10 protein-coding genes are annotated in these 14,093 nt (G+C 33.1%); 6 read left to right on the top strand and 4 right to left on the bottom strand.

Features of this window, described 5'->3' with window-relative positions; all coding sequences use genetic code 11:
* Positions 1-197: 197 nt before the first annotated feature.
* The 5 genes from ilvD (at position 198) to acs (ending at position 8,199) form a co-directional block, all read left to right on the top strand.
* Positions 198-1,871, top strand: coding sequence for a dihydroxy-acid dehydratase (gene ilvD / locus ACFSC2_RS20480; RefSeq protein ID WP_379812864.1), 1,674 nt, complete (start codon positions 198-200; stop codon positions 1,869-1,871).
* Positions 1,872-1,930: 59 nt separating this feature from the next.
* Positions 1,931-3,628, top strand: a complete 1,698-nt coding sequence (gene ilvB, locus ACFSC2_RS20475) for a biosynthetic-type acetolactate synthase large subunit (RefSeq protein WP_379812863.1) — start codon at positions 1,931-1,933, stop codon at positions 3,626-3,628.
* Positions 3,629-3,718: 90 nt separating this feature from the next.
* Positions 3,719-4,240 (top strand): acetolactate synthase small subunit, encoded by a 522-nt coding sequence (gene ilvN / locus ACFSC2_RS20470; RefSeq protein WP_379812862.1) that lies wholly within the window; start codon positions 3,719-3,721, stop codon positions 4,238-4,240.
* 87 nt (positions 4,241-4,327) lie between these two features.
* Positions 4,328-5,797 (top strand): ketol-acid reductoisomerase, encoded by a 1,470-nt coding sequence (gene ilvC / locus ACFSC2_RS20465; protein WP_379812861.1) that lies wholly within the window; start codon positions 4,328-4,330, stop codon positions 5,795-5,797.
* A 491-nt stretch (positions 5,798-6,288) separates the two neighbouring features.
* Positions 6,289-8,199 carry an acetate--CoA ligase gene (gene acs, locus ACFSC2_RS20460; protein ID WP_379812860.1) on the top strand — a complete coding sequence of 637 codons (1,911 nt, stop codon included), beginning with the start codon at positions 6,289-6,291 and terminating at the stop codon, positions 8,197-8,199.
* 110 nt (positions 8,200-8,309) lie between these two features.
* Here the strand turns inward: acs and ACFSC2_RS20455 are convergent, their stop codons facing one another.
* The 4 genes from ACFSC2_RS20455 to ACFSC2_RS20440 form a co-directional block, all read right to left on the bottom strand.
* The gene (locus tag ACFSC2_RS20455; protein WP_379812859.1) at positions 8,310-8,906 is read right to left on the bottom strand and encodes a 3'-5' exonuclease; all 597 of its coding nucleotides are present in this window, start codon (positions 8,904-8,906) and stop codon (positions 8,310-8,312) included.
* Positions 8,907-8,910: 4 nt separating this feature from the next.
* The gene (locus ACFSC2_RS20450) at positions 8,911-10,827 is read right to left on the bottom strand and encodes a DUF294 nucleotidyltransferase-like domain-containing protein (protein ID WP_379812858.1); all 1,917 of its coding nucleotides are present in this window, start codon (positions 10,825-10,827) and stop codon (positions 8,911-8,913) included.
* A gap of 965 nt (positions 10,828-11,792) precedes the next feature.
* Positions 11,793-12,170, bottom strand: a complete 378-nt coding sequence (locus tag ACFSC2_RS20445; protein WP_379812857.1) for a hypothetical protein — start codon at positions 12,168-12,170, stop codon at positions 11,793-11,795.
* Positions 12,171-12,263: 93 nt separating this feature from the next.
* On the bottom strand, positions 12,264-12,683 hold the full coding sequence (locus ACFSC2_RS20440) for a hypothetical protein (protein WP_379812856.1): 420 nt from the start codon (positions 12,681-12,683) through the stop codon (positions 12,264-12,266).
* A 115-nt stretch (positions 12,684-12,798) separates the two neighbouring features.
* Between ACFSC2_RS20440 and ACFSC2_RS20435 the strand changes: the two genes are divergently transcribed.
* A complete protein-coding gene (locus ACFSC2_RS20435) occupies positions 12,799-14,028 on the top strand; it encodes a multidrug effflux MFS transporter (protein WP_379812855.1) in 1,230 nt (409 codons plus the stop codon).
* Positions 14,029-14,093: the final 65 nt, after the last annotated feature.

Below are 14,093 nucleotides of genomic sequence, written 5' to 3'. Positions count from 1 at the left end.
AAAGTTTCCGTACTTTTGTCACACTAAAAAAATAGAAAGATGCAAATCTCAATTATTATTACTTCTGTCGTTGTTGTCAATGTGTTTAGCACATCTGCATCGGGAATGGTATAAATATAATTGAAAAACTATATTACAAACCTTCCAAATACTGGAAGGTTTTTTTTTGAATAAAAATTAAAATAAATAATACAATAATGGAATTAAATAAGTACAGCAAGACCATCACTCAAGATCAAACACAGCCTGCGGCGCAAGCGATGTTGTACGGAATTGGTTTAACTGAAGAAGATTTGAAAAAAGCACAAGTTGGTATTGTGAGCATGGGTTACGATGGTAATACTTGCAACATGCACTTGAACGATTTAGCAAAAGATGTTAAAAAAGGTGTTTGGGATGTAGATCTTGTCGGACTTATTTTTAATACCATTGGTGTCAGTGACGGTATTTCTAACGGAACTGAAGGTATGCGTTATTCATTGGTTTCTAGAGATGTAATTGCAGATTCTATCGAAACAGTTGTAGGTGCACAATGGTACGATGGTGTAATTGCAATTCCGGGTTGTGATAAAAACATGCCGGGAGCCTTAATCGCAATGGGAAGATTAAACCGCCCATCTATGATGGTTTACGGAGGGTCTATTCACTCAGGAAAATGGAAAGGTGAATCACTTAATATTGTTTCTGCTTTTGAAGCTTTAGGAAAAAAAGTGAGAAACGAAATTACTCCAGAAGATTTTAAAGGTGTAATTCAGAATTCTTGCCCTGGACCAGGTGCTTGCGGCGGAATGTATACAGCAAATACAATGTCTTCTGCAATTGAAGCTTTAGGAATGAGTTTGCCATACAGCTCTTCAAATCCTGCTTTAAGTAAGGAAAAAAGAGAAGAATGTGCTGCTGCCGGAGCTGCGATCAAAATTTTATTAGAAAAAGATATTAAGCCCAGAGATATCATGACTCGCAAAGCTTTTGAAAATGCTATTACAATTGTAGCGGTTTTAGGAGGTTCTACAAATGCAGTTATGCACTTAATCGCAATGGCGCACTCTGTTGGAATTACAATTACTCTTGATGATTTTCAAGCTATTAACGACAGAACTCCTGTGTTAGCAGACATGAAGCCAAGTGGAAAATACATGATGGAAGATATTCACGAAGTTGGAGGAATTCCTTCTGTAATGAAATATTTGTTGAAAGTTGGATTGATCCACGGAGATTGTTTGACGGTAACAGGAAAAACAGTTGCAGAAAATTTAGCTTCTACGCCAGATTTACAAGACGGACAAGAAGTTATTCACGAAATACAAAAAGCATTAAAACCAACAGGAAATATTCAGGTTTTATACGGAAACCTTGCTTCTGAAGGTGCTGTAGCAAAAATCTCTGGAAAAGAAGGAGAATATTTCGAAGGTCCAGCTGTAGTATTTGAAGGAGAATTTGAAGTAATTCCAGGTCTACAGGCCGGAAAAATTAAACCAGGTAATGTAGTCGTCATCAGGTATTGCGGACCAAAAGGTGGTCCAGGGATGCCTGAAATGCTGAAGCCTACATCTGCTATTATCGGAGCTGGATTAGGAAGCAGTTGTGCTCTAATCACAGACGGTAGATTCTCTGGAGGTTCGCATGGTTTCGTGGTAGGACACGTAACACCAGAGGCTTATGATGGTGGTGGAATTGCACTTGTACAAGACGGCGATATAATTGCTATTGATGCAGTAAAAAACACTATCGATCTGAAGATATCTGATGAAGAATTTGCTGCGAGAAAAGCAAGTTGGATTCAGCCTCCTTTAAAAGTAGACAGAGGAGTTTTGCTTAAATATGCTAGAGCGGTATCAAGCGCTTCAACTGGTTGCGTTACCGACAATTAATCGACAAAAAAATGAATTTGATTAAAGACTTCAAATTCTAAAAAATAAATTACCACAAAATGGGAAAAATAAAAATATCAGGTGCTGAAGCCGTTATTAGATGCTTGCTTGAAGAAGGTGTAGATTTAATTTATGGTTATCCGGGAGGAGCTATAATGCCAGTTTACGACGAATTATATAAATTTCAAGACCAATTGCACCACGTTTTAGTTCGTCACGAACAAGGTGCAACCCATGCAGCTCAAGGTTATGCAAGAGCTACAGGAAAAGTCGGGGTAGCTATTGCTACTTCTGGCCCGGGAGCTACTAATTTAGTTACTGGAATTGCAGATGCGCAAATCGATTCAACTCCAATGGTTTGTATTACAGGTCAGGTTGGAAGACATTTATTAGGTTCTGATGCGTTTCAGGAAACAGATATTATCGGAATTTCAACTCCAGTTACCAAATGGAATTTTCAGGTTACAGAGGCTTCTCAAATTCCTGAAATTATTGCAAAAGCATTTTATATTGCTCGTTCTGGACGTCCAGGGCCGGTTTTAGTAGATATTACTAAAAATGCGCAGTTTGACGAATTTGAATTCAGCTACGAAAAATGTACAGGAATTAGAAGTTATGTTCCGGTTCCGAAATTAAACCAAGATAAAGTTGCCGAAGCTGCAGCTTTAATCAATAGCGCTAAAAAACCATTGATCGTTTTCGGTCAGGGAATTATTTTAGGAAAAGCGGAAGAAGAATTTAAAGCAATGGTTGAAAAATCAGGAATTCCAGCAGCTTGGACTATTTTAGGACTTTCTGCGCTTCCTACTGATCATCCATTAAATGTTGGTATGCTTGGAATGCACGGAAATTATGCTCCAAATCTTAAAACAAACGAATGTGATGTTTTAATTGCTTTGGGAATGCGATTTGATGACCGTGTAACAGGAAAATTAAGCACTTATGCTAAACAGGCAAAAGTAATTCACTTCGAGATAGATCCTGCTGAAGTTGATAAAAACGTTAAGACAGAAATTGCTGTTTTAGGCGATGTAAAAGAATCTCTTGCGGCACTTTTACCTTTATTAGATCAAAAATCTCATGATTCTTGGCACAATGAATTTAAAGAACTGCACCAAATAGAGTTTGATACGGTAATAAAAGAGGAGTTAAATCCGAGTACAGATAAAGGGATTTCGATGGGTGAAACTATTGAAATGATCAACAAACACTCAAAAGGTGATGCAATTATCGTAAGTGATGTTGGTCAACACCAGATGTTTGCGTGTCGATATGCAAAATTTAATTCTTCTAAAAGTAATATTACTTCTGGCGGTTTAGGAACAATGGGATTTGCGCTTCCAGCAGCAATTGGAGCGAAAATGGGTAAACCAGAGTGTGAAGTGGTTGCAATTATCGGAGATGGCGGATTCCAGATGACTATTCAGGAATTAGGAACTATTTTTCAGACACAAGTGCCAGTTAAAATTGTTATTCTTAATAATGAGTTTTTAGGAATGGTGCGTCAGTGGCAGGAATTATTCTTTGATAACAGATATGCTTCAACAAGAATGACAAATCCAAATTTTGTTGCCATTGCAGAAGGATATCACATTAAATCTAAAAAAGTAACACAAAGAGAAGATCTCGATGCTGCTGTAGCAGAAATGCTGGCTTCAAAAGATTCTTATTTCTTAGAAGTTATGATTGAAAAAGAGAATAACGTTTTCCCAATGATTCCAACGGGAGCCTGTGTTTCTGAAATTAGATTAAGCTAAAGAAAAAAAGTTTCAAGTTTTAAGTTTCAAGTTTCACGTTCTCAACAGAACTTGAAATTTGAAACCTGAAACAAAAACAAACTAAAAAAAATGGAAGAAAAAACATTCACCATATCGGTATATTCGGAAAATAATGTGGGTTTATTAAATAGAATATCCGGGATATTTTTAAAGCGTCACATTAATATATTAAGTCTAAATGTTTCAGAATCAGAAATAGAAAATGTTTCTAGATTTATCATTGTAGTAAACACTACAGAAAAATGGGTGCAGAATATTGTTGGTCAGATCGAAAAACAAATTGAAGTTATAAAAGCATTTTATCACACAGACGAAGAGACTATTTTTTTAGAAAATGCTTTGTTTAAAATCGCTTCAAATTTATTGTTTGACGAAAAACAGATTCAAAATATTATTAAAGAAAGTCAGTCAACAATTGTAACAGTATCTAGGGATTTTTTCGTGATTTCAAAATCAGGAAGACGTCAAGAAATTGAGGAATTGTATGAAAAGTTTAAGCCTTACGGAATCATGCAGTTTGTACGTTCTGGAAGGATCTCGGTTTCTAAACAAAAAATGGAGATTTCTGCATTGTTAGAAACCTTTAAGTAATCAACAAATATGTGATATAACGGTATCACAATCATTTATATACAAATTAATTATTAAATTTCATTTCATTAAATATTTTAAAACAAAATGGCAAATTATTTCAACACATTACCACTTAGATTACAATTAGAGCAGCTTGGAGTTTGCGAATTTATGGATCAATCAGAATTTGCAGACGGAATTGCAGCTTTAGCAGGAAAAAAAGTTGTAATTGTAGGCTGTGGAGCACAAGGTTTGAATCAAGGATTAAATATGAGAGATTCTGGTTTAGATATTTCTTATGCGTTACGTGCAGATGCGATAGCTGAAAAAAGAGCTTCATTTAAAAATGCTTCAGAAAACGGTTTCACTGTTGGGACTTATGAAGAATTGATTCCAACTGCAGATTTAGTTTGTAACCTTACACCAGACAAACAACATACTGCTGTGGTAAATGCAATTATGCCATTAATGAAAAAAGATGCAACTCTAGCATATTCTCACGGATTCAACATTGTTGAAGAAGGAATGCAGATTCGTAAAGACTTAACAGTTATTATGTGCGCACCTAAATGTCCAGGTTCTGAGGTACGTGAAGAATATAAAAGAGGTTTTGGTGTACCAACATTAATCGCCGTTCACCCAGAAAACGATCCAAACGGATTTGGTTTAGATCAAGCAAAGGCTTACGCAGTTGCAACTGGAGGACACAGAGCGGGAGTTTTAAGATCTTCTTTCGTTGCCGAAGTAAAATCAGATTTAATGGGAGAGCAGACTATCCTTTGCGGATTGCTTCAAACAGGATCTATTTTATGTTTTGATAAAATGATTGAAAAAGGAATTGATGCTGCATACGCTTCAAAATTAATTCAATACGGATGGGAAACTATCACTGAGGCTTTGAAACACGGTGGTATCACAAATATGATGGATCGTTTAAATAATCCTTCAAAAATCGAAGCTTACGAATTGGCTGAAGAATTGAAAGATATCATGCGTCCATTATTCCAAAAACACCAAGACGATATCATTTCTGGAGAATTCTCAAGAACGATGATGGCTGACTGGGCTAATGACGATGTTAACTTATTGAAATGGAGAGCTGCAACTGGAGAAACTAACTTCGAAAAAACTGCGCCGCAAGAAGCTCCAATTTCTGAGCAAGAATATTTTGATAACGGAGTATTGATGATTGCTATGGTTAAAGCTGGTGTTGAATTAGCTTTCGAAACGATGACAGAAGCTGGAATCATTGAAGAATCAGCGTATTACGAATCATTACACGAATTGCCTTTGATTGCTAATACAATTGCAAGAAAAAAATTATTCGAAATGAACCGTGTAATTTCTGATACAGCAGAATACGGATGTTACTTATTTGATCACGCTTGTAAGCCGTTGTTAACTGAGTTCATGAAAAAAGTAGAAACAAATATCATCGGAAAACCATTTTCAACTTCAAATGGTGTTGACAATGCAGTTTTAATTGCTGTTAATAAAGAAATTCGTCAGCATCCTATCGAAGAAGTAGGAGCTTGGTTGAGAGAGTCTATGACTGCAATGAAAAAAATCGGATAATAAAATTGGGAATTCCCGCGCTCTTCGAGAGTGCGGGATTTGCACTGTATCAATTTTTTGTAATATTTTGAATTAGTAAGCACTTATTAAGAAAATTTAAGATATAGATGCATATTGCATTCACTTAACTTCAAAGCAAGTTAAGTGAAGCTGATCCCTTAATTGGGGTATATTTTTAATGAAATATACTTGTTGAAATTTCTCTTTATATTAATAATACTGCTGCTTTTTCAAAATAGAGAAAAAAGATTGTAAATGCAGTTTGAAAAAAAATTAATTGTTATTGAAATTTGTTAAATTAAAAAAGGCATAATATCTCGTTATTATGCCTTTTTTGCCGTTACAATTGCTTAAAAAAGTGAAGTTTTAAAAAAACGCACACAATTATCATATTATATTAAATAAATGTTTTTTTTTGATAAAATTTATGAATTAAATTATTTCACGAATACATTCAGATTTAATACATTTATAAAAAAATTCAACAAACGATGAGCTATTACAAAATTGAAAATTTAGAACAATATTTCAAGCACTACAATAAGTCAATAAGGGAACCTAGAAAGTTTTGGGGAAAAATAGCAGAAGAGAATTTTACATGGTACCAGCAATGGGACAAAGTTGTTGATTTTAATATGGCCGATGCCGAAGTAAAATGGTTTACCGAAGCTAAAGTTAATATTACCAAAAACTGTATTGATAGACATTTAAGCAAAAGAGGAGAAAAAACGGCGATAATTTTTGAACCAAACGATCCTAATGAAGAAGCTTTACATATAACGTATAACGAATTATACGAAAGAGTATCAAAAATGGCAAACGTGCTTCGCGAACAAGGTGTTCGTAAAGGCGATAGAGTTTGTATTTATTTGCCAATGATTCCAGAATTGGCAGTTTCTGTTTTGGCTTGTGCTAGAATAGGGGCTATACATTCAGTTATTTTTGCTGGATTTTCTGCTTCTGCAGTTTCAGCAAGAATTAACGATTGCGAATGTAAAATGGTAATTACTTCTGATGGAGGTTACAGAGGAAATAAAACAATTGATTTAAAAGGAATTGTTGATGAAGCTTTAGAAACTTGCCCATCTGTAACAAAAGTTTTAGTTGCAAAAAGAACTAAAACAGAAGTTAAAATGAAAGAAGGTCGTGATATCTGGTTACAGCCATTATTAGACACAGCACTAGATAACAGTGTTGCTGAAATTATGGATTCCGAAGATCCGTTGTTTATTCTTTATACGTCTGGATCAACTGGAAAACCAAAAGGTATGGTTCATACGACGGCCGGTTACATGGTTTATACAGCTTATACTTTTAAAAACGTTTTCAGTTACGAAGAAAATGATATTTTCTGGTGTACTGCAGATATTGGCTGGATCACTGGTCACTCGTACATATTATATGGTCCGTTATTGAATGGGGCTACAACTGTAATATTTGAAGGAGTTCCATCTTATCCAGATTTTAGCCGTTTCTGGGATATTATCGAAAAACATAAAATTACGCAATTCTATACTGCGCCAACAGCAATCCGTTCGTTAGCGAAAGAAAGTTTAGATTACATTCAAAAATATCCTTTGAAGTCACTTAAAGTTATTGGATCTGTTGGAGAGCCAATCAACGAAGAAGCTTGGCACTGGTTTAATGACCACGTTGGCGATAAGAGATGTCCGGTTGTAGATACTTGGTGGCAGACAGAAACTGGTGGAATCATGATTTCGCCAATTGCATTTGTTACACCAACAAAACCAACTTATGCAACGTTGCCATTACCTGGAATTCAGCCGGTTTTAATGGATGAAAAAAGAAATGAAATTGAAGGAAACCAAGTAGTTGGAAGTTTATGTATTAAATTTCCGTGGCCGGGAATTGCCAGAACAATTTGGGGAAATCATGATCGTTATAAAGAAACATACTTCTCAGCTTTCCCTGGAAAATATTTTACTGGAGACGGTGCTTTAAGAGACGAAGTTGGATATTACAGAATTACAGGTAGAGTTGATGACGTTGTAATTGTTTCTGGACATAATTTAGGAACAGCACCAATTGAAGATGCAATCAACGAACACCCAGCTGTTGCAGAATCTGCAATCGTTGGATTCCCGCATGATATAAAAGGAAACGCTCTTTACGGATATGTAATTCTAAAAGAAACTGGAGAAGTTAGAAATAAAGAAAACTTATCTAAAGAGATCAATCAATATATTGCTGACCATATTGGACCAATCGCAAAATTAGACAAAATTCAGTTTGTGTCTGGTTTACCAAAAACACGTTCAGGAAAAATTATGCGTAGAATTTTACGTAAAATAGCAGAAGGAGATTTTTCTAATTTTGGAGATACTTCAACATTATTAAATCCTGAAGTTGTTGATCAAATTTCAAAAGAAAGAATTTCTTAAGGAAATTTGTAAATCTAGAATAAAAACAAAAATGCCTCTTAAATTTTTAAGAGGCATTTTTGTTATTTCAATTGGAATTTGGAATTTAAAATTTTGGAATTTTTAAAAACCTATTTAATTCCTAATCTAGATTTTAATTTCAAAAATAAAAGTCCAATTCTGTAAGCATCTTCAGAAGAAGAATTTCGATCACTTTTTGGAATTTTATAAATTTCGCATAAATCGTCAAGCGAAAATTGTTTGTCGTTTATATCAGTAAGTTTTCTGTACATAACGTCAACGTCAAGCGCTTCATTTTTAAGGCGTCCACAATCAAGACGTTCCAAAGCAGCGTTTAGCATTTCGATGTCAAAATTGATATGATGTCCAACCAAAATCGAATTTCCGATAAAATTAACCAAAGCCTCAAGCGCATCCGGCTCAGGCATTTTGTTCATTTTACTTTCGATGATAAACTCATTCGAAAGTCCATTATCCTGTAGATATTTGTATTGAAGTAAAACAGTTTCAAAATTTTCTTTGATTACAATACTGTCATCAATAACCGAAAATGCTCCCAGAGAAAGAATAACGTCTTTATTCGGATTCAATCCAGATGTTTCTGTCGATAAAACGACAAATTTATTTGGTTTGGTTTCGAATTTAGTTAAGTATTCTTTCCAGAATTCAGGATAATCTTTATTAATATTTTTCAGCCAGTCTAGCATATTTTTATGAGAATTGTGTCAATTGAAATTTACTCTTAATCAGTTCCTCAAGGTCTTTCATTGGGGTCAAAGCATTTTTTAATTTCTCTTTGTCAGTTTTCGACATTTCTCTTAAATTAATATATTGGCCAGAGTCGTCATTTTTTAATCCTTCAACAGTTCTAAATTTTGAAAGCGTTAAGAAAGCTTCAGCACAGCTTAAATAAATTTCTGCATTTTTAGAATCTGTTATGGCTAATTGTTTGAATCTTAGATAAGTATTTTGAATTCCTTTAATATTGGCATTCAAAATTAATAAACGTGCGCCATCAATTAAAGGCATTAAAGCACGAGTTTTAATATCAAATTTTCCTTTGTGCGGACCTTCTTCTTCGATGATGAATTTTTTGAAAAAACTTAAAGGAGAATTTCTCTTCAAAGCGTCATTTCCTAAAAAGTCAAAGAATAAAGTGTTGTTTACAGCATTCTTGAAAATGACATTTTCTATAGCTTCCTCAATTTTTGGTTCGCCAAATACAATTTCATAATCAAAGAAAATACTGCTCAAATCGTTACTATTTTCACCTGGAGTATTCATCCAGCTGTTGTATTGTTTTGTCCAGTCGCTCAGTGACTTACACCAAAGCATGTTACTACCCATATGTCCGTTAGGGCAATATTCGTAACCTACTTTTTCTAAGATTGCAGTTGTTCTTTTTGCCAATCTCAGGAAGTAATCTTTTACTTCACGATATTTTTCAGGGGTAACATCTTCAAAGATCAAGATGCTGTCTTGATCTGTTAGTAAATGCTGTTCCTTACGCCCTTGACTACCAATGCTTAACCATGCAAAACGTGCAGGAGGGGAGCCTAAATCTAAAATAGACAACTCCACTGCTCTTTTTATAATGGCTAAGTTAATTTCGCTTGCGATATTGCTCACATGTGAAATTGGAATATTTTTTTGAATCGAATTCTGAATCAAATCAGATAGACGATCACGAATTTGTTTTAGGTCTTTTGGAAGCTGTGAACGTTTAATTTCTTTAATTAATACACCAGGGTTACTAGCTTGAGCTACAATAAGATCGTGTTCAGAAATAATTCCTTTTACAACAGATTTACTTGTACCGTCTTTTGTTACACACAAGTGCGTAACATTATGTTTCAACATCAGCAATTGTGCTTCGGCTAAAGAAACATTTTCAATTACCGTAACCACCGGAGAAGACATAATTTTGTCAATCGTTTCGGTAATAGGATAGCGTCCGGTTGCAATTTTTGACGAAAGATCAGCATAAGTAACAATTCCGATCGGATGATTTTTTTCGCCGCAGATAACAATATTATCTACCATCGAATCGGTCATTAAAATCGCAACATCTTTAATTATATGATTCGCCTGAGTTGTTAAAGGTGAATTATTGTAGTTAAGTGACTGAATATATTGCATTTCTGTCTGCTGATCTAAATAATCAGTATCAGAAATTAATTTACCATTTGAGCTCACACTGTCTTTGGTGTGTCTTGAATTTACAGCAAAACTTTCTAATAAAAAGTTTAAAACGTCTGAATTATTAGCCACAAAAGGTCTAAATACAGCAATCGGAATAGCATAAATAATACTTTCTTCACGTGCTTTTGCTGTCATCATGTAGTTATTTTTAGCAAAAAACGGACGTAAACCAAAAATATCGCCTTCATGACATTTATTTATAATAGTTTCCTCAGCGTCTGCAATTGTTGTTAAATTAATAACACCAGAAGCAACCACATAAAAACTATCATGAAGTGCATCGTTATTTTGAAATAAGACGGCGTGCTTTTCTAAATTAATGACACGAATATTGGTAGCAATGTCAGATAATTCCTGAAAAGTTAAGTTGTCGAAAGGTTTATATTCTTTCAAAAAATCCGCAATATGTTCAGCAACTGTATTCATAGGTTTGATAAATTTTTTAAAATATCGAATGTAAAAATACTAAATTAAACTCTTAGAATGAAACCATCTTGATCAGATTATAGATATTTTAAAGAAATGTTAAGATTTACTGTTAATAAGGCTTTAAAACGTTTTTTTATAATTGAAAATATATAATTATTTAAGAATTGGATTCACAGAAATGTTTTCAATAAAATTTTAAAAATCTGCTTTTCATTGATTTAAGTTTCAAATGAATTCCAAAAAATGTTTTTATTTTTCTATAATGAGAATTGTATGGGGAGGACATAACGTCGATAAAATCAAAAACAAGATTTATTTGTCCAAATATTAAAATCTCAGACAATACGAATTATTGACAAGGGGATTTCTAAAATATTCTATTTTACATAATATAAATTATACTTCAAAAGATATATGTAGAAATAGAGCATAATTGTTTGTAAACGCTTAGCCAGATTCTTGTTCTGTATTGTACGCTTAGTGTTTTGCATATTTGAAAGAATAATTTTGATATTTTAAAGCAATAGATTTTTTACCTATTCTGTATCATGAATGACTTTAAAAATTATATCAAATATTCGAAGTCTGACATTCCCGTATTTCAGAAATAAAATTTATTATTTTCAAATAACGGATTTTTGATCATTGATCTAATATTTGTATTTTAAATAAAAACAATCTGATAACGATTATTATTAAAACTTACTGCAGAAATTCAAAGCTTCATAATTACCGTATTTAAAAAAATAAATTAATTTTTTTAAATATCGAATTTTTGAGCGTTCACCTTAGATTCGTTTTTTGATTAAAAAAGTATTGCAATTGTGGTGCTTTCAATTTCTCGTATTTGAAAAATTATTTTATTTTTTTCAAATAAACAGAAAATGAAAAATACAAACGTATGTTAATTGATAGATTGGAAAAGCTGATTCAAGAAAAGTAAAATTTAACAACTAATTCTATTAATATAATTTTTTCAAAACCAGTTCACTTGGCACTATGTCAGCGCCGCCACGTTTTGAAAATTGTAAAACACCATCGTAATAAATTAAAACGGCACTCGATCCGATTCCGTCTTTTCCTTTAAATTTTATTTGAGCTTTGTCGCCCATTGGATATACATATCCGGTTACGTCCAAAACTCCTGAATTTAATTCTTTATGATCACTTGTAATTTCTGCTGTGCCGTAAATTGAAGAATTAGACTGTGCGATAGTAATTGTGAATATATATTCTTTTTTACAATCTTTACATTTTTCATTTCCCCAAGTTCCAGAAAAATTATTCTGCGAATAAGATTTTGAAGCCAATAAAAGGAACAGCAAAAGAAATTTTTTCATTGTAGAAGTTTTTATTTAAGAATGATTCAAATATAAAACGAAAAAGCATCATAATTATGATATGATGCTTTTATAAAACTGAAAAAAATAAATTTATTTTAGTTTTTTCAAATAAACCGATTTTCCGTCCAGCGAAACTTCAATTTGATTGTTTTTCTCATTAAAAGTTGTTCTTAAAACGTGTCCGTTAAAAGAAGAAACGTCTCCATAAACTCTTCCAGTTTCATTTGAGATGTATTCAAAAGATAATTTTTTATTACCAGGTTCAACACCAATTTTATAACTTGAGAATTTTGTCCCTTTTATGTCAAATTCCTGCTGAGAATCTATTAGAGTTGTACCCGCATAAAAATTGGTAATTGATTTGTTTAAAGTAATATCAGGATAATACTGATTCACTTTTTTTAGAAGTTCATATTGTGCTGGACTTACATCTTCTATTTTAGATTCGATGTTTTGTGCAAAAGAAAATGATGTGAAAATAACTGTTAAGAGTAAAAATAATTTTTTCATAATTTTAAAGTTTAGATTAATAGTATTGTTATTCTTTTATTAAAATACATTTGATTATACTACAAGGTATGAAATCTTTACCTTTGCAGAAAATTAAACGCCGTATTTTAAGAAAATGACAACAAAAAAATATATTAAACTTATCCTTATTTTAGGTTCTTTAACTGCTCTTGGTCCTTTCTCAATTGACATGTATCTACCTGGTTTCTCAGGAATTGCAAAAGATTTACATACTACAGTCGCCAAAGTTTCGATGAGTTTATCGTCCTATTTTATCGGAATTTCTGCTGGACAATTATTATACGGACCATTATTAGACCGTTTTGGACGTAAAAAACCTTTATTTATTGGTTTACTCGTTTATATTTTAGCTTCTCTAGGCTGTATTTATGTAGCTGATATTGACGCTTTTATTTTGCTTCGATTTATTCAGGCGATCGGAAGTTGCGCCGCAACGGTTGCTTCTGTGGCAATGGTTCGAGATTTATTTCCTGTAAAAGATATTCCCAAAGTATTTTCTCTTTTAATGCTTGTAGTTGGACTTTCGCCAATGTTAGCACCGACAGTTGGCGGTTACGTAACCGAAGATTTGGGCTGGCACGCTGTATTCTTTATACTAATGTGTATGGGAATTTTAATTTTAGTCGCTTCACAAATGGGATTGCCAAATACCTATAAACCAGATACTTCAATTTCGTTAAAACCAAAACCAATCATTGCTAATTTTTGGAGTGTTTTAAAAGAACCTCAATTTTTTACCTATGCATTTACCGGATCTATCGCTTTTTCGGGATTGTTTTCTTATGTAGCGGCCTCTCCGATTATTTTTATGGATATTTATAAAGTTGATGCTAAAATTTACGGGTGGATTTTTGCTTTTATGTCTGTGAGTTTTATTGGTTCAAGTCAGTTAAATTCTATTTTATTAAAGAGATTTTCCAGCGAACAAATGATTTTTGGTGCTTTGATTTCACAATCTGTCATCAGCATTATTTTCTTGTTTTTAGCAATGAACGATCTTTTAGGATTATACGAAACTATCGGAATGTTATTTCTGTTTTTAGCATGTTTGGGAATCTCAAATCCAAATACTGCAGGATTAACGCTTGCGCCATTTGCTAAAAATACCGGAAGCGCATCTGCATTAATGGGTGCTATCCAACTAGGATTAGGCGCGTTAGCTTCTTTTGCAATTGGAGTTTTTGTAAAAGATTCTGTAACGCCAATGGTTGCTATTATGACAACGACGACTATTACAGCATTTATCATTCTAATTATTGGAAAGAAATTTATAAAGAACAAATTCAGTTTATCTGATAGTGATGATATTATGATTGGGCACTAAATGAATTAAATTCCAATTTTTTAAAATTCCAAATTCCAACAAAAAAGCCAAAATCATTAGATTTT

Origin of the sequence: Flavobacterium artemisiae, assembly GCF_042678225.1 — a bacterium.
Taxonomy (GTDB): Bacteria; Bacteroidota; Bacteroidia; order Flavobacteriales; family Flavobacteriaceae; genus Flavobacterium; species Flavobacterium artemisiae.
This window is presented reverse-complemented; position numbering and strand designations above follow the sequence as displayed.